Genomic DNA, 16418 nt, shown 5'->3' on the forward strand with positions numbered 1-16418 from the left:
TTCGGCCTTCTCGCCCTTCCCGGTCTCATCGGGTACATCAGGGACCGCGCCATCGACCGCCAACTGCGGCGCGCGGAGCACCTGGACGGCGCCCCCGAGCCGCCCGTCGGCCGCCCACCCACGTATGCGCCGACGCGGCCACCGCTGCACCGATCGCGTACCACAGCAGGTCAGGCGTATTGAAGGTCGAGCCGAGCACGAGCCGCACGATCACGCTCCGCTCGGCCGGCCCTTCGGTCACCCCGCTGAGCTGAAGCAACTCGACGGCGCAACTGAACCCGAACGCGCCGGCGCCCGCGACGACGGGCCGCACACGGGGAGCGGCCAGGACGACGAGGACGTACACGAGGACGGCATACAGCGCGACCCCGCCGTACTTTGCGACGTCTCCTCCGGCGACAACCCGTATCCCGAGCCCGGCCCCGACAACCCCCACGGCAACCGCCGCAACCACCAACCGCTCACCCGCACGAACCCCCATGGTGCTCATGCGGGACAGGCTATGTCCGGATTCAGGAGCCGGCGAAGGAGAGGAACGTGCGCCACGGGTTGTTGGAGACGTGCAGGACGGGGCCGGGAGCCGTCTTGGAGTCGCGGATGTGGACCGTGGTGGGGGCGAGGGCAATCTCTACGCAGTCGCCGCCGGCCGAGCCGCTGTAGCTGCTCTTGAACCATGTCAGCCGGGCGGGTCCGGCCGTGGCCTGTTCAGCGTTCATGCCTCTCCTGCCAAGCGCTTGATAAGCCGTGCAGACTGCTCGATGTTCAGAGCCTGCATACGCAGCTTGCCATGACGCAACCCGAAGGCACTGACAGTTGTGGGATTGGTGATCACGAATCCCACTTCCTGGGATTCGATGTAACCGACTCGGCGATGCTCCAGGGTCTCCAGAATGACCATGGAGCCGTCGAGCCCCGGGTGAATACCGCGATCCGCAGGCATGACCTGGATCGACACATTGCGCAACGCGCCCTGGTTCAGAAGGTGGTGAAGCTGGTTCTTCATTACGTCGGCGGTGCCCACCGTGTTGGTCAGGGCCTGTTCGCCGATGACGAAGCATGTCTCCACCAGCGGTGTCCTCGTGAGCAGCTTCTGCCGGTTGAGCCTGGCTTCGACACGTTGGTCAATGACTTCCTCGCTGAGCGGCGGGCAGTGGGCCGAAACCACCGCTTTCGCGTACTCCTCGGTCTGGAGCAAGCCAGGGACGAGCAGCGGATCGGACGAGAACCGGCTCACAGCTTCCGTCTCGATCTGCGCGAAGTCCTGGAAGAACGCGGGAAGTTTCGCGAGGTCGACGTCGTCCTGCAGGACGGCCAGCGCCCCGCCCGCGTTCAGCGTCGCCTCCGCGCCCTCGGTGAACGCCCTCTTCGCCGGTCTGCGGCCCCGCTCGACCGAGGCGACCAACTCCACGGAGTAGCCCAGCGCGTCCGAGAGTTCCTGTTGGGTCATCCCCAGCCGCTCGCGGTAGAGCTTGACCAACTTCCCGTAGCCGACCCAGATGCCCGGACGATTGTCGACCGGTGTCCCCTGCCTTTTCTGACCGCGGCTGGTTCCCATACGCCTCACACCCCAACGTACCGATGTGCGAATGTAGTTCACCATCCAACGCGGGGCGTACAACCCCGGTCACGGTCCGCGAGCCGTACAACCGGGGTCAGTACGGGGCGCCCCTCCGCAGTTCCCACGTCTGGAGCGTCACGCTTCGCGGCTCGTTCTCACGGATCACCGGTGGCTCGTCCGTGAGTTGGAATCCCGTCTTGCGCGCCACCGCCGCGCTCGCCGCGTTGTCCGGTTCTATCCGGAGCAGCGCACGGCGGACTCTCGCGTCGTGGAACGCGTGCGGGAGCATCAGGCGTACCGCTCGGGACGCCAGGCCCCGGCGGCGGTGGAGCGCGCCGATTCCGTAGGCGAGTTCGACCTCGGATCCGTCCCCCGCCGCGACGAACAGCAGCACCTCGCCCATGGGAGTGTGCCCGTCCGTCGTGATGGCGAGCTGGAGCGCCTGGCCCGCCGCCCGCCGTTCGTGGGCGCGGATCACGTACGCACGTGCCGCCGTCTCGTCGAACGGTGCCCGCAGCGGCGTCCAGCGGTCCATCTCGGGCTCGTCGAAGAGGGCGGACAGGGCGGGGGCGTCGGCCTCGGTCCATTCGCGGAGTTGAAGGCCCTCACCCGCGGGGAGGGGAGTGTGAAACATGGGGTCATCGTGCCCGAGCCCCGCGGCACCCGCCACGGGGCTCGGGCAGTCACGCCTTCTTAGAAGTCGTCGTCGAAGCCGACCGTGCCCTCCACCGCCACCTGGTACGCCGACGGGCGGCGTTCGAAGAAGTTCGTCAGTTCCTGGACGCCTTGCAGCTCCAGATACGAGAACGGGTTCTCCGAGCCGTACACCGGCGCGAAGCCCAGGCGCTGGAGGCGCTGGTCCGCGACGCACTGGAGGTATTCGCGCATCGACTCCGTGTTCATGCCCGGCAGACCATCGCCGCACAGGTCGCGGCCGAACTGGAGCTCCGCCTCGACCGCCTCCTTCAGCATGTCGGTGACCTGCTGAAGGAGCTCGTCGTCGAAGAGTTCCGGCTCCTCCTTACGGACGGTGTCCACGACCTCGAAGGCGAAGTTCATGTGCATCGTCTCGTCGCGGAAGACCCAGTTGGTGCCGGTGGCCAGCCCGTGCAGCAGGCCGCGCGAGCGGAACCAGTAGACGTACGCGAACGCTCCGTAGAAGAACAGGCCCTCGATGCAGGCCGCGAAGCAGATCAGGTTCAGCAGGAAGCGGCGCCGGTCGGCCCGGGACTCCAGGCGGTCGATCTTCTCGACCGAGTCCATCCACTTGAAGCAGAACTGCGCCTTCTCGCGGATCGACGGGATCTCCTCGACCGCGTCGAACGCCGCCGCTCGGTCCGCCGGGTCAGGAAGGTAGGTGTCGAGCAGCGTCAAGTAGAACTGGACGTGCACGGCCTCCTCGAAGAGCTGGCGTGAGAGGTAGAGCCGCGCCTCGGGGGAGTTGATGTGCTTGTAGAGCGTCAGCACCAGATTGTTCGAGACGATCGAGTCGCCCGTCGCGAAGAACGCGACCAGCCGGCCGATCATGTGCTGCTCACCTGGGGTGAGCTTGCCGAGGTCGGCGACGTCGGAGTGGAGGTCGACCTCCTCCACCGTCCAGGTGTTCTTGATCGCGTCGCGGTAGCGCTCGTAGAAGTCCGGGTAACGCATGGGGCGCAGGGTCAGTTCGAAGCCCGGGTCGAGCAGGTTCTTCTCTACGGCAGGGGTGGTCATCACTGGCAGGCCTCGCAGGACTCGGGGTTTTCCAGGGAGCAGGCGATGGCGTCGGCGTCCGGCGCCATCTGTGCGGGTGCGGGCACGGCGGCGGTGACCGGCTGCGACTTCGCGGCACGGGCGATCCGCGTCGCCGGGCGCGACCGCAGGTAGTACGTGGTCTTGAGGCCCTTCTTCCAGGCGTACGCGTACATCGAGCTGAGCTTCCCGATGGTCGGCGTCTCCAGGAACAGGTTCAGCGACTGGCTCTGGTCGAGGAACGGCGTACGCGCCGCCGCCATGTCGATCAGGCCGCGCTGCGGGATCTCCCACGCCGTGCGGTACAGCTCGCGCACCTCGGCCGGGATCCAGCCGAAGCCCGCCACCGAGCCGTTGGACTCGCGCAGCGCCTCACGGGACTGGGCGTCCCACACGCCGAGCTTCTTCAGTTCGGCCACCAGGTAGGCGTTGACCTGGAGGAACTCGCCCGACAGCGTCTCGCGCTTGAAGAGGTTGGAGACCTGCGGCTCGATGCACTCGTAGACGCCCGCGATCGAGGCGATGGTGGCCGTCGGCGCGATGGCGAGCAGCAGCGAGTTGCGCATACCGGTCTTCGCGACGCGCGCCCGCAGGGCTTCCCACCGCTCGGGCCAGTTGAGCGTGACGTCGTAGTGGTCCGGGTGCAGCACGCCGCGCGCGGCGCGGGTCCTCGACCAGGCCGGCAGCGGGCCCTCGCGCTCGGCGAGGTCACAGGACGCCTCGTAGGCGGCGAGCATGATCCGCTCGGCGATACGGGTGGAGAGCGCCGCGGCCTCGGCGGAGTCGAACGGCAGCCGCTTCTTGAAGAAGACGTCCTGGAGGCCCATCACACCCAGGCCCACCGGGCGCCACTTGGCGTTGGAGCGGCCGGCCTGCTCGGTCGGGTAGAAGTTGATGTCCACGACCCGGTCGAGGAAGGTCACGGCGGTACGGACGCTGTCGTCCAGCCGCTCCCAGTCCAGCTCGCCGCTCTCGGTCACGAACGCGCCGATGTTGACCGAGCCGAGGTTGCAGACGGCCGTCTCGCCGTCGTCGGTGACCTCCAGGATCTCGGTGCAGAGGTTCGAGGAGTGCACGACGGCGCCGGGCTCGGCGGTCTGGTTCGCCGTACGGTTCGACGCGTCCTTGAAGGTCATCCAGCCGTTGCCGGTCTGCGCCAGCGTACGCATCATGCGGCCGTACAGCTCACGCGCCGGGATGGTCCTGCGGGCCTTGCCGGCCGCCTCGGCCGCCCGGTACGCCGCGTCGAAGTCGTCGCCCCACAGGTCGACCAGCTCGGGCACGTCGGCGGGGGAGAACAACGACCAGTCGCCGTCCGCGTCGACCCGGCGCATGAACTCGTCGGGGATCCAGTGCGCGAGGTTCAGATTGTGCGTACGGCGCGCCTCCTCGCCGGTGTTGTCGCGCAGCTCCAGGAACTCCTCGATGTCCGCGTGCCACGTCTCCAGGTAGACGCAGGCCGCGCCCTTGCGCCGGCCGCCCTGGTTGACCGCGGCGACGGAGGAGTCGAGCGTCCGCAGGAACGGCACGATGCCGTTGGAGTGCCCGTTCGTGCCGCGGATCAGCGAACCGCGGGCGCGGATGCGGGAGTACGAGAGGCCGATGCCGCCCGCGTGCTTCGAGAGGCGGGCCACCTGGTGGTAGCGGTCGTAGATGGAGTCCAGCTCGTCCAGCGGGGAGTCCAGCAGATAGCAGGACGACATCTGGGGGTGCCGGGTGCCGGAGTTGAAGAGCGTGGGGGAGGAGGGGAGGTAGTCGAGCCGGCTCATCAGGCCGTACAGCGCGGCGACTTCGTCCATGGCGGCCGGGGAGTCGTCCTTGGCCAGCCCGGACGCGACGCGCAGCATGAAGTACTGCGGCGTCTCGATGACATCGCGGGTGATCGGGTGCCGGAGCAGATAGCGGCTGAAGAGGGTGCGCAGACCGAAGTAGCCGAAGCGGTCGTCGGCGGCGGGGTCGATCAGCGCGTCGAGGCGGGGGGCGTGGCGGGTGACGAACGCGGCCGTACGGTCGGCGATCAGGCCCTCCGCGTGGCCCACGGCGACCGAGGAGGAGAACGAGACGGCGCCCTGGCCGGCGGCCTCGTCCGCGATGGTGCGGGTGAGCAGCCGGGCGGCGAGACGGGAGTACGCGGGGTCCTCGGAGATGAGTCCGGCGGCGGCCTCGGTGGCGAGTTCGCGCAGTTCGGCCTCGTCCGAGGCGGCGCTGCGGCCACGGAGCGCGGCGGCGGCGACCCTGCCCGGGTCGGTGTCGGCGAGGTCGGCGGTGAGGTCGGTGAGGAGCCGCAGTAGGCCCGTCCCTGGTCCGTCGGCCGGTCCGCCGGCCCCTACGGCCGTCTCCCCTACCCGCTCGGAGATCGCTGAAGCCGGATCGGCTGGCGCGATGGTCACGTGGTGCTCTCCCTCGCTCGGCTCTGGGCCTCGGGGAGGGCACGGCGGCGCACGCCCGCGTACGCCGTCCCGGAGACGGGCAGCGCGCGGCGCGGCGTCCACCGGCCCTGCCTCGGGGCCCGGACGTCTCGGCACCCGGATCGGTCGAGCCGGGTGCGCCGTCGGCAGGTGCTCGGACTCACGGGCGCGGCAAAGCGCACCACAGCACACCGTTGCGGGACAGTTCCGGATTTCCACCGGATTCTCCTGCGGCGACAGCAGACTTGAGCATACATGTGGGGCTCGTTGACGATGGAACCCCCCACATGTTGTGTCGGGCCTCTTCGACCGTGGGGAGCGATGCATGGCAGCGGCCCGCGGAGGTACGACGCGCCTTGACACAGGTCGCCGCTATCGTGGGCAGCACTGTGCACGGTTGCATGGTGCGCGGCTGTCGATGCCAGGTGCGGAGTGAAGTAGGGAGGGCCCATGACCGTGACCACCGACCGAGTTCACGTCTATGCCGATGAGTTCGATGAGGTCTCCCGGATACTGGCCCGCACGACCGAGCGCGTGCGTCTGGAACTGATCGACGGGAAGCTCAGGAGCAAAGCAGTGCCGGACGGGGATCACGGGCGCATCATCCAATGGCTGCTCCGCATCTGTATGCAGTCGCGGCCGGAGCTGTTCCTGCATCCGGACCAAGGGCTGAAGGTGCAGGCCTACCGCCACGGTCGGGCCAGGCCGGATGCCTCGCTGGCGTCCAATGACGCGTTCGTCGGCCAAGGCGAGTGGGCCGACCCCGGCCCCGTCCTGATGGCCGTCGAGGTCACGTCGTACGACTCCGACACCGACGCGCGCGACCGGGTGGAGAAGCCCCGCGCCTACGCGGAGACCGGCATCCCCGTCTATCTGCTGATCGACCGGGACACCTGCGAGGTGACGGTCTACAGCGAGCCGGACGGCGTGCGGTACGAAAGCGCCCGCACCGTGCCGTTCGGCAAGACAGTGGTCCTGCCCGGTCCGGTGGACATCGCACTGGAGACCGAGCAGCTCAAGGACTGGGTGCACTGACGCCCCCCGCACGACGGAGGGCCGCCGCTCCCCGCAGGGGAACGGCGGCCCTCCGAACCGCTCAGCAGCAGCGGAACCCTTCCCTCGGGTCCGCCTCGCGCGCGTCCATCCGCTCGCGTTCGAAGGCGCGGCGCGTCAAGGGCTGCGCCGTCGGGTCGCAGGCGCGGGTGTGGGCCACGTAGTGGTCGTACGCCGACTCGCCCGTCAACTCCCGTACGTACCAGCGGATCCGGCCCACCGCGTGGCGCACCTTCGCCGCGGAGGTCATGACGAACCCGTCCCGGCACCCGCCCCGGCGGACGCCTTCGTCTCCGCCGCCGCCAGTTCCGCCTTCTCCTCCTTCGTCGCGAACATGCCCGCGGGTGCGACCAGTTCCGACTTCACGTACGGCGTCTCCGAGAGCTTCACGCTCTCCGGGTGGCGGATCGCCTTGTAGCAGACCCGTCCGGCGTCCGCGATGACCACGATGATCAGGATAGCGAAGAGCGCGCAGAGCACGCCGTCCACCGTCGAGTTGGTGACGACCGTGTGCATGTCGTCCATCGTCTTCGCCGGCGGGAGCACCTCGCCGTTGTCGATGCCCGTCTGGTAGACCTCGCGCTGCTTGAAGAAGCCGACCTTCGGGTCGTCGGAGAAGATCTTCTGCCAGCTCGCGGTGAGCGTGACCGCCGCGTCCCAGGCCAGCGGAACCGCCGTCACCCAGGCCCATTTGAGCCGTCCGGACTTCACCAGCAGCGTCGTGCACACGGCGAGCGCCACCGCCGCCAGGAGCTGGTTCGCGATGCCGAACAGCGGGAAGAGCTGGTTGATGCCACCGAGCGGGTCGTGCACGCCGACCCAGAGGAAGTAGCCCCACGCGCCGACGACCACGGCGCTGGCGAACCAGACGCCCGGCTTCCAGCTGACCTGGCGCATCGGCTTGTACACGTTGCCGAGCATGTCCTGGAGCATGAAGCGCCCGACGCGCGTCCCGGCGTCCACCGTCGTCAGGATGAACAGCGCCTCGAACATGATCGCGAAGTGGTACCAGAACGCCTTCATCCCCGCGCCGCCGATGACGGACGAGAAGATGTCCGCCATTCCGAGCGCGAAGGTCGGCGCGCCGCCGGTGCGGGACAGCAGGCTCGACTCCTCGACGTCCTTCGCCGCCTGGGCGAGCTGGTCGGGCGAGATCGTGAAGCCGAGGTTGGCGACCGCCTGGGAGGCGGATTCGACCGTGCCGCCGATGACTCCGGCGGGGGAGTTGACCGCGAAGTAGAGACCCGGGTCGATGATGCACGCCGTGATCATCGCCATGATGGCGACGAACGACTCGGTGAGCATCGCGCCGTACCCGATCATCCGGATCTGGGTCTCCTTCTGCACCATCTTCGGCGTGGTGCCCGAGGAGATGAGTGAGTGGAAACCGGACAGCGCGCCGCACGCGATGGTGATGAAGACGAACGGGAACATCGATCCGGCGAAGACCGGACCGTCACCGCGGCTCGCGAACTCGGTGACCGCGTCCATCTTCATCGTCGGCATGGCGACGACCACACCGATCGCCAGCAGCGCGATCGTGCCGACCTTCATGAAGGTCGACAGGTAGTCGCGCGGCGCCAGCAGCATCCAGACCGGCAGTACGGACGCCAGGAAGCCGTACACGATCATCCAGATGACGAGCGTGCCGGCCTCCAGCGTGAAGGTGTCGGCGAGCGAGGACTCGGCGACCCAGCCGCCGGCCACGATCGCGAGCAGCAGCAGCGTCACACCGACGAGCGAGACCTCACTGACCTTGCCCGGCCGCATCACCCGCAGATACACGCCCATGAAGAGCGCGATCGGGATGGTCATCGCGATGGAGAAGACGCCCCACGGCGAGTCGGCGAGCGCGTTGACGATGACCAGCGCCAGCACCGCCAGCAGGATGATCATGATGAGGAAGACCGCGATGAGCGCGGCGGCGCCGCCGAACGGGCCTATCTCGTCACGGGCGATCTGGCCGAGCGAACGGCCGTCGCGGCGCGTGGAGAAGAACAGCGTGACCATGTCCTGGACCGCGCCCGCGAAGATGACACCCGCGACGATCCAGATGGTGCCCGGCAGATAGCCCATCTGCGCGGCCAGCACCGGTCCGACGAGCGGTCCCGCGCCCGCGACGGCCGCGAAGTGGTGGCCGAAGAGCACGCGACGGTCGGTGGGGTGGAAGTCGACCCCGTTGTCGAGCCGTTCGGCGGGCGTGGCACGTGTCCTGTCGACCTTCAGGACCCGCCGGGCGATGAATCTGGAGTAGAAGCGGTAGGCGATCGCGTATGAACCGAGTGCCGCGGCCAGCATCCAGGCCGCGGAGATCTCCTCACCGCGCGACAGCGCGAGGACACCCCAGCCGACCGCGCCCACCAGAGCGACGAGCGCCCATATGACGATCGACTTCGGCGTGAGACGCCCGGAGGATTTCGGTGCGGAACTTGGCTGTGCCGGCTCTGGCATGGCGAGTCGTCCCCTCACTGGATGACCTGCTGAAACTCGCAGGAAATCTAGGGGACCTTTTCGGCACGCGTCACCCCCCGTCCGCATATCGGTACGGCAACGGTGCGCGTTCCGTACTCCGGCGTCGGTTCCCGAACATGCCCTTTGACGTGGGCTTCCGCCGATATCGGCGGTCGGCCGGCCGGTGTCAGTCCGTCGGTCTGCGCAGCCGCGCCACGAACTTGTACCGGTCGCCCCGGTACACCGAGCGGACCCACTCCACGGGCTCCCCGGCGGTGTCGATCGAGTGCCGCGAGAGCATCAGCATCGGCAGGCCCACATCGGTCCCCAGGAGCCCCGCCTCGCGCGGCGTCGCCAGCGACGTCTCGATCGTCTCCTCGGCCTCCGCCAGGTGCACGCCGTACACCTCGGCCAGCGCCGTGTAGAGGGAGGTGTACTTGACGAGTGAACGGCGCAGCGCGGGAAAGCGTTTGGCCGAAAGGTGTGTGGTCTCGATGGCCATCGGCTCGCCGCTCGCCAGCCGCAGCCGTTCGATGCGCAGCACGCGGCCGCCGGCGGTGATGTCGAGCAGTCCGGCCAGCGTGTCGTCGGCGGTGACGTAGCCGATGTCCAGCAGTTGCGAGGTCGGCTCCAGGCCCTGCGCGCGCATGTCCTCGGTGTACGAGGTGAGCTGGAGCGCCTGTGACACCTTGGGCTTGGCCACGAACGTGCCCTTGCCCTGGATGCGCTCCAGCCGGCCCTCGACGACCAGTTCCTGGAGCGCCTGGCGCACGGTGGTGCGCGAGGTGTCGAACTCGGCCGCCAGGGTGCGCTCCGGCGGTACGGGCGTGCCCGGTGGCAGCGTCTCCGTCATGTCGAGCAAATGCCGCTTCAGCCGGTAGTACTTGGGCACGCGTGCGGTACGGGTCGCCGCCCCGTTCTCGGTCTCGGTGCCGCCCCCGTCCGTGGCCATGGTCTGCCTTCCCGACTCCTGCGCTGCTGCCGTCACCGGCTCCTCCGTCTGTTGCGGCTCACATGGTGGCACGGTCCGGTCGCGGGTCGTCTCCCCGATCCAGGTGTCGGTCCGATAACGGACACGACAGCCCTCTTATACACCCTTGACACCCCTAAAGGTCTAGGCCAAGCTCCCCGTACTGGTCTAAACCATTAAGGACCAGGTCCCAGCCCCGGTGGTACTCGTCGTAAGTCTTCGCGGTGGGGAGGGGGTTGCAGGAATCCCTGAGGAGGGTGGCGTGAAGCGCAAGCTCATCGCGGCGATCGGCGTCGCGGGCATGATGTTCTCGGTCGCGGCGTGTGGATCGGACGACAGCGGTTCGGCGAGGGATCCGAAGGACCGTAAGGACACAGTCACCGTCTGGCTGATGGTGGACGCGCAGAGCACCTGGCCGGAACTGGTCAAGGATGTCAACGCGCAGTTCAAGGAGAAGTACCCGAACGTCAAGGTCAATGTCCAGTACCAGCAGTGGGCGGACAAGGCCAAGAAGCTCGACACCGCCCTCGGTGGCGACAAGTTCCCGGACGTCGTCGAGCTCGGCAACACCGAGACGATGCAGTACATCCTCAACGGCGCGGTGGCCGAGGTCGATCCCAAGAAGTACGACAACTCGGACACCTGGATCCAGGGACTGAAGGACACCTGCACCTTCGAGGGCAAGCAGTACTGCGTGCCCTACTACGCCGGTGCGCGCGTGGCCATCTACAACACGGACATGCTCAAGAAGAGCGCCGGCCTCGACACGCTGCCGGAGACCGAGGACGAGATGCTCGCGGCGATGGACAAGATCGCCACGGCGAACAGCAAGAAGGACAAGCGCTCCTCCAGCCTTTACCTGCCGGGCCGTTACTGGTACGCCGCCATGTCCTACGTCGCCGCGTACGACGGCGCGATCGCGACGTACGACGAGGGTGCGAAGGAGTGGAAGGCCTCGCTCTCCACCCCCGAGGCGCAGAAGGGCATCCAGCACTTCATCGACCTGGTCAAGAAGTACAACAAGGCCGACCAGACGAAGGACGAGCAGGACCACGCCAACGTGATGGCCAACGAGAAGGCGGCCCTCATCTACGGCAACGGCTGGGAGTCGGGCTCCGTCATCGACGGCAAGAACAACGGCAACCCGAAGCTGGAGGGCAAGATCCTCACCGCCGGAATGCCCGGCCCGAACGGCAAGGCGCTGCCCTCCTTCATCGGCGGCTCCGACCTGGCGATCACAGAGAAGTCCAAGGTCCAGGACCTGGCCGAGGACTGGGTCTCGATGTTCACCAGCGAGAAGTCCATGGAGGTTCTCGCCGGCAAGAACATCCTCCCGAACAACGAGAAGCAGCTGGAGCCGCTGAAGGCGAAGCCGGAGACCGCTCCGATCGCCAACGCCGTACCCGACGCGTGGTTCACCCCGATCGCGCCCGGCTGGACCTCCATCGAGAAGGAGGAGGTCCTGGAGAACTTGCTCCTGTCGATCCTCAAGGGTGACTCCGTGGCCGACGCCACGAAGGAAGCCGACGCGAAGATCAACGAACTGATCAACGAAGAGTCCTGACCCAGGAGTCCCAGGGCCGGGGCCTGAGCCACACGAGTCCCCGACCCCAAGGGTCCTGAACGCCAGGGCCTCCGGCGCCCCGCCCCCGGAGGCCCGTCGGCGGGGGCGGGGGCGGGGGGCCGGTCACCACCGGGCCGCCGCTCCCCGCCCTTTCGGGCGCGGATTCGGTGCGGAGAACGAAACGGAAGGTCAGTCACGTGACTGCTGCCGACACGCAGGAGGCCGCCGGACCACCGGCGCCCCCGGTACCGCGTGACCCGAAAGGGACAGACGGCCGGCCCACCCCCGGGAACGGGACGGCCGGGACGACCGGGAAGAGACGCCGCAAGAAGGGCGAACTCCTCCCGTTCCTGCTGATCCTCCCGGCGATCGTCGCCATCGCCGCCGTCTACGCCTTCCCGCTCACCAAGACCGTGATCATGTCCTTCCAGGACATGGGCCGGCGTGAGCTGTGGACGGGGGAATCGCCCCCCTGGGTCGGCTTCGAGCAGTTCACCAACATCCTCGGTGACAGCGAATTCTGGTCCGTCACCGGCCGCACCGTCCTGTTCATGGCCGTCTGTGTCGGCCTCACCATGGCCATCGGCCTGCTGGTCGCCATGATGATGACCCGGCTGTCCACCTGGGTGCGCCTGACCCTGACGGCGGCGCTGATCGCCGCCTGGTCGATGCCCCTGATGGTCGCCGCCTCGATCTTCCGCTGGCTGTCGGACTCCGACTACGGCCTGCTGAACACCCTGATAGCCAAGGTCGTCGGCGAGGAGTTCCTCGGCCACAACTGGTTCCTCGACCCCTGGCAGGGCTTCGCGATCATCACCCTGCTGGTCGTCTGGGGCGCCGTACCGTTCGTCGTGATCACCCTGTACGCGGCCCTCACCCAGGTCCCCCGGGAACTGGAGGAGGCGGCGGCCCTCGACGGCGCCAACGTCCGCGGCATCTTCCACTACGTGACCTGGCCCGTCATCCGCCCGGTCTTCGTCATGGTCACCACGCTCTCGGTGATCTGGGACTTCAACGTGTTCGGCCAGATCTGGCTGCTGCGCGGCAACAAGCCCGAACCGGAGTACGAGACCCTCGGCCTCTACTCCTTCTCCAAGGCCTTCGAGTCCACCTCCTTCAGCCAGGGCACCGCGATCGCCCTGATCACCGTCCTGCTGCTCTCCGGCGTGGCCGTGTTCTACCTGCGTCAGCTGATGAAGACAGGAGAGGTCGAATGAGCACCTCAACCTCCACCGCGCCCGCGCCCGTTCCGGCCACGCCCCCGGCGGTCGCCCCGCAGAAGCTGCGCCCGGACCGCAAGAAGAGCCGCGGCCTCTACGACGTGCTCGGTCTGCTGTTCGCCGTCGTCATGGCGTTCCCGGTGTACTGGCTGGTCATCAGCTCACTGCGGCCCAACCACGAGATCCGCTCCTACGACCAGACGCTGTGGCCGTCGTCGCTCACCTTCGACAACTTCGCCCGCGCGGTCGACCAGCCGAACTTCTCCACCGCCGTCCAGTCCAGCCTGATCGTCTCGGTCACCGCGGTCGTCGGCGGCATGATCATCGCGACGCTGGCGGCGCTCGCCATCGGCCGGTTCCGGTTCTTCGGCCGCCGCGCGCTGCTGATGGTGCTGATCCTCGTACAGATGCTGCCGCCCACGGCGATGCTCATCCCGATCTACGCGCAGCTCAACGCGATGGGGGGCCTGGACGAGTACTGGGGCCTGATCATCGTCTACCTGGTCTCCACGCTGCCGTTCGCGATCATCATGATCCGCGGCTTCGTCGTGAACATCCCGGTGGAGCTGGAGGAGTCGGCGATGGTCGACGGCTGTACGCGGATGGGCGCCTTCCGGCGGGTGATCTTCCCGCTGCTGGCCCCCGGCCTGGCGGCGGCGTCGATCTTCGCGCTGGTCAACGCGTGGAACGAGTACCTCTTCGCGTACATCCTGATCAACGACAACTCCAAGTACACGCTCAACGTGTGGCTGATGACCTTCACCACCGAGCGGGGCACCGACTACGGGGCGCTGATGGCGTCCTCGACCCTGATCGCGCTGCCCGTGGTGGTGTTCTTCATGATCATTCAGAAGAAGATGGCGACCGGTCTGACATCCGGCGCAGTAAAGGGATAGCGCCGTATGACCACTCTCACCCACAGCTCCGACACCCTGACCCGCGACGCCCTCGCCGTCCTCCAGCCCGGCTTCCGGGGCACCACGGCGCCGGACTGGCTGCTGCGGCGCATCGGCGAGGGTCTGGCCTCCGTCGGCCTCTTCGGCCGCAACATCACCTCGCCGGCCCAACTGACCGCGCTCACCGCGCAGCTGAGGGCCGAGCGGGACGACGTCCTCGTCGCCATCGACGAGGAGGGCGGGGACGTCACCCGTCTCGAAGTGCGCGACGGCTCGTCCTTCCCCGGCAACTACGCGCTCGGCTCCGTCGACGACGTGGACCTCACGCGCGCCGTGGCGCGGGAACTGGGCGGCCGGCTCGCCGCGTGCGGCGTCAACCTCAACTGGGCGCCGTCCGCCGACGTCAACTCCGACGTCGACAACCCCGTCATCGGCGTCCGGTCCTTCGGCGCCGACCCGGCGCTCGTGTCCCGCCACACGGCCGCCTATGTGGAAGGTCTCCAGTCCGCCGGGGTCGCCGCCTGCACCAAGCACTTCCCCGGGCACGGCGACACGGCCGTCGACTCCCACCACGCGCTGCCCCGCATCGACGTGGACTTCGACACACTCCACGCCCGTGAACTGGCGCCTTTCCGCTCGGCGATCGCCGCGGGTTCCAAATCGGTGATGAGCGCGCATATCCTGCTCTCCGCGCTGGACCCGAACCGCCCCGCGACTCTCAGCCCGCAGATCGTCACCGGTCTGCTCCGGGAGGAGCTGGGCTTCGACGGGCTGATCGTCACCGACGGCATAGAGATGCAGGCCATCGCGTCGACGTACGGCATCGAGCGCGGCTCCGTCCTCGCGATCGCCGCGGGCGTCGACGCGATCTGCGTCGGCGGCGGCCTGGCCGACGAGGAGACCGTCCTGCGACTGCGCGATGCTTTGGTCGACGCGGTGCGGGAAGGCGAACTGCCCGAGGAGCGACTGGCCGACGCGGCGGCGCGGGTACGCGCCCTCGCCGACTGGACGCTCCGGGCGCGGGGGGCTTCGGGGCCGGGCGCGGCCGTACAGGAGGGGATCGCGCCCGGCATCGGCGGCACCGGCAACGGCGCCGGGTCCGGCATCGGACTGGTCGCCGCGCGCCGCGCCCTGCGGGTGACCGGCACGGTCGAACCTCTTCAGGAGGCGCCGTACGTCGCCTCCTTCGCGCCCGTGGCGAACATCGCCGTCGGCGACGAGACCCCCTGGGGCGTCGCGGCCGAGCTGACGGCGCTGCTGCCCGGCACGGGGACCGGCACCTACGGTGGCGAGAACACCGCGGCCGAGGTGCTGGCCGCGGCGGGACGGCGCAGGATCGTCGCCGTCGTCCGCGACATCCACCGGCACCCCTGGATGGCGGCCGTCCTCGACGGCATCCTCGCCGCCCGTCCGGACACCGCCGTCGTGGAGATGGGTGTCAACCACGCCGAGCCCACGGGAAGCCCGCACATCGCCACGTACGGCGCCGCGCGCGTCTGCGGCCGGGCGGCGGCGGAGGCGCTGACGGGCCGGGGAGCCTGAGCAGGACGCGAGTACGCGAACGCCGGAGGGGCCGCGTGGTGCGGCCCCTCCGGCGTTTTCCCCCGGGTGTTCCGGGGAGGGCCCGTCAGATGCCCTGCCAGTCCGGCTTGGCGGCGTAGGTGGCGCGGAAGTACTCCGCCAGCTTCAGCTTGGAGGCGGCGGCCTCGTCGACCACCACCGTGGCGTGCGGGTGCAGTTGCAGCGCGGAGGCGGGTACGACGGCGGCCACCGGCCCCTCCACGGTCTGCGCCACCGCCTCGGCCTTGCCCTCGCCCGTGGCCAGCAGCACCAGGTGCCGGGCCTCCAGGATGGTGCCGATGCCCTGGGTGATGACGTGGTGCGGGACCTCGTCCGGGCTGTCGAAGAACCGGGCGTTGTCCTGCCGGGTCTGCCGCGTGAGCGTCTTGATGCGGGTGCGCGAGGCGAGCGACGAGCACGGCTCGTTGAAGCCGATGTGCCCGTCGGTACCGATGCCGAGCAACTGGAGGTCCACGCCACCGGATTCGGCCAGCGCCCGGTCGTAGGCCTCGCACGCCGCCTGTACGTCCTCGGCGGCGCCGTCCGGCCCCATGAACGCGTCCTCGGTGAGCCCGAGCGGTTCGACGACCTCACGCAGGACCACCGAGCGGTACGACTCCGGGTGCCCGGCCGGCAGGCCGACGTACTCGTCCAGCTGCGCGATGCGGGCGCCCGAGGCGTCCACCTCGCCGGCGCGCACCTTGGCGGTCAGCGCCTGGTAGACGGGCAGCGGGGTCGATCCGGTGGCCACCCCGAGCAGGGCGTCGCGCTTCCGGCGCAGCAGGCCCGCGATGCTCTCCGCTATGAGCTCGCCGCCCGCCTTGGCGTCCTGGACGATGACAACTTCCACGCTGGGCCTGCCGATCTGGTAAGAGTCCTCTGAGTCTCGTGGTATAGACCAATCTAGCAGAGCGCCCGGCGGCGGGGCGGGCCCTTCCGCTGGCGAAGGCGGACGTTCCCGTGGTCGACTTGTGCGGGCCCCGTGGGCGCCGTCCCCCGGTCATCTC

General features: G+C 68.7%; 15 protein-coding genes and 1 riboswitch. Of the genes, 5 read left to right on the forward strand and 10 right to left on the reverse strand.

The window, feature by feature from the left end:
- Positions 1–37: 37 nt before the first annotated feature.
- The 6 genes from SSPS47_RS22995 to SSPS47_RS23020 form a co-directional block, all read right to left on the reverse strand.
- Positions 38–490 (reverse strand): DUF2809 domain-containing protein, encoded by a 453-nt coding sequence (locus tag SSPS47_RS22995; RefSeq protein ID WP_164252695.1) that lies wholly within the window; start codon positions 488–490, stop codon positions 38–40.
- 22 nt (positions 491–512) lie between these two features.
- Positions 513–716, reverse strand: a complete 204-nt coding sequence (locus SSPS47_RS23000) for a DUF397 domain-containing protein (RefSeq protein WP_164252696.1) — start codon at positions 714–716, stop codon at positions 513–515.
- Entirely contained in the window at positions 713–1555 is an 843-nt protein-coding gene (locus tag SSPS47_RS23005) for a helix-turn-helix transcriptional regulator (RefSeq protein WP_164252697.1), read from the reverse strand. The genes SSPS47_RS23000 and SSPS47_RS23005 overlap by 4 nt, the downstream gene beginning before the upstream one ends.
- Positions 1556–1652: 97 nt before the next feature.
- A complete protein-coding gene (locus SSPS47_RS23010; protein ID WP_164252698.1) occupies positions 1653–2192 on the reverse strand; it encodes a GNAT family N-acetyltransferase in 540 nt (179 codons plus the stop codon).
- A 59-nt stretch (positions 2193–2251) separates the two neighbouring features.
- A complete protein-coding gene (locus SSPS47_RS23015) occupies positions 2252–3271 on the reverse strand; it encodes a ribonucleotide-diphosphate reductase subunit beta (RefSeq protein WP_203557901.1) in 1020 nt (339 codons plus the stop codon).
- The gene (locus tag SSPS47_RS23020; protein ID WP_164252699.1) at positions 3271–5679 is read right to left on the reverse strand and encodes a ribonucleoside-diphosphate reductase subunit alpha; all 2409 of its coding nucleotides are present in this window, start codon (positions 5677–5679) and stop codon (positions 3271–3273) included. The genes SSPS47_RS23015 and SSPS47_RS23020 overlap by 1 nt, the downstream gene beginning before the upstream one ends.
- Before the next feature lie 145 nt (positions 5680–5824).
- A riboswitch (cobalamin riboswitch) is annotated at positions 5825–5957 on the reverse strand.
- Positions 5958–6147: 190 nt separating this feature from the next.
- Here SSPS47_RS23020 and SSPS47_RS23025 point away from each other — a divergent pair.
- The gene (locus SSPS47_RS23025) at positions 6148–6732 is read left to right on the forward strand and encodes a Uma2 family endonuclease (protein ID WP_164252700.1); all 585 of its coding nucleotides are present in this window, start codon (positions 6148–6150) and stop codon (positions 6730–6732) included.
- A 61-nt stretch (positions 6733–6793) separates the two neighbouring features.
- On the opposite strand, the gene SSPS47_RS23030 is transcribed toward SSPS47_RS23025, so the two are convergent.
- The 3 genes from SSPS47_RS23030 to SSPS47_RS23040 all read right to left on the reverse strand — a co-directional run bounded on the left by SSPS47_RS23030 (position 6794) and on the right by SSPS47_RS23040 (position 10153).
- The gene (locus tag SSPS47_RS23030; RefSeq protein WP_147873929.1) at positions 6794–7000 is read right to left on the reverse strand and encodes a YbdD/YjiX family protein; all 207 of its coding nucleotides are present in this window, start codon (positions 6998–7000) and stop codon (positions 6794–6796) included.
- Positions 6997–9201 carry a carbon starvation CstA family protein gene (locus SSPS47_RS23035; RefSeq protein ID WP_164252701.1) on the reverse strand — a complete coding sequence of 735 codons (2205 nt, stop codon included), beginning with the start codon at positions 9199–9201 and terminating at the stop codon, positions 6997–6999. The genes SSPS47_RS23030 and SSPS47_RS23035 overlap by 4 nt, the downstream gene beginning before the upstream one ends.
- A 187-nt stretch (positions 9202–9388) precedes the next feature.
- Complete coding sequence (locus SSPS47_RS23040) at positions 9389–10153, reverse strand: GntR family transcriptional regulator (RefSeq protein WP_078075156.1); 765 nt, start codon at positions 10151–10153, stop codon at positions 9389–9391.
- Positions 10154–10433: 280 nt separating this feature from the next.
- Between SSPS47_RS23040 and SSPS47_RS23045 the strand changes: the two genes are divergently transcribed.
- From SSPS47_RS23045 to SSPS47_RS23060, 4 genes are all read left to right on the forward strand, one after another.
- Positions 10434–11735: a sugar ABC transporter substrate-binding protein gene (locus SSPS47_RS23045; RefSeq protein ID WP_164252702.1), complete on the forward strand. Its 1302-nt coding sequence runs from the start codon at positions 10434–10436 to the stop codon at positions 11733–11735.
- 197 nt (positions 11736–11932) lie between these two features.
- On the forward strand, positions 11933–12952 hold the full coding sequence (locus SSPS47_RS23050; protein WP_164252703.1) for a sugar ABC transporter permease: 1020 nt from the start codon (positions 11933–11935) through the stop codon (positions 12950–12952).
- A complete protein-coding gene (locus SSPS47_RS23055; RefSeq protein ID WP_147873925.1) occupies positions 12949–13851 on the forward strand; it encodes a carbohydrate ABC transporter permease in 903 nt (300 codons plus the stop codon). The genes SSPS47_RS23050 and SSPS47_RS23055 overlap by 4 nt, the downstream gene beginning before the upstream one ends.
- 6 nt (positions 13852–13857) lie before the next feature.
- Positions 13858–15393: a glycoside hydrolase family 3 protein gene (locus SSPS47_RS23060; RefSeq protein WP_164252704.1), complete on the forward strand. Its 1536-nt coding sequence runs from the start codon at positions 13858–13860 to the stop codon at positions 15391–15393.
- A gap of 85 nt (positions 15394–15478) precedes the next feature.
- Here the strand turns inward: SSPS47_RS23060 and nagB are convergent, their stop codons facing one another.
- Positions 15479–16261, reverse strand: a complete 783-nt coding sequence (nagB, locus tag SSPS47_RS23065) for a glucosamine-6-phosphate deaminase (protein WP_164252705.1) — start codon at positions 16259–16261, stop codon at positions 15479–15481.
- Positions 16262–16418 lie beyond the last annotated feature (157 nt).

The sequence above is a fragment of the Streptomyces sp. S4.7 genome (assembly GCF_010384365.1).
GTDB lineage: Bacteria > Actinomycetota > Actinomycetes > Streptomycetales > Streptomycetaceae > Streptomyces.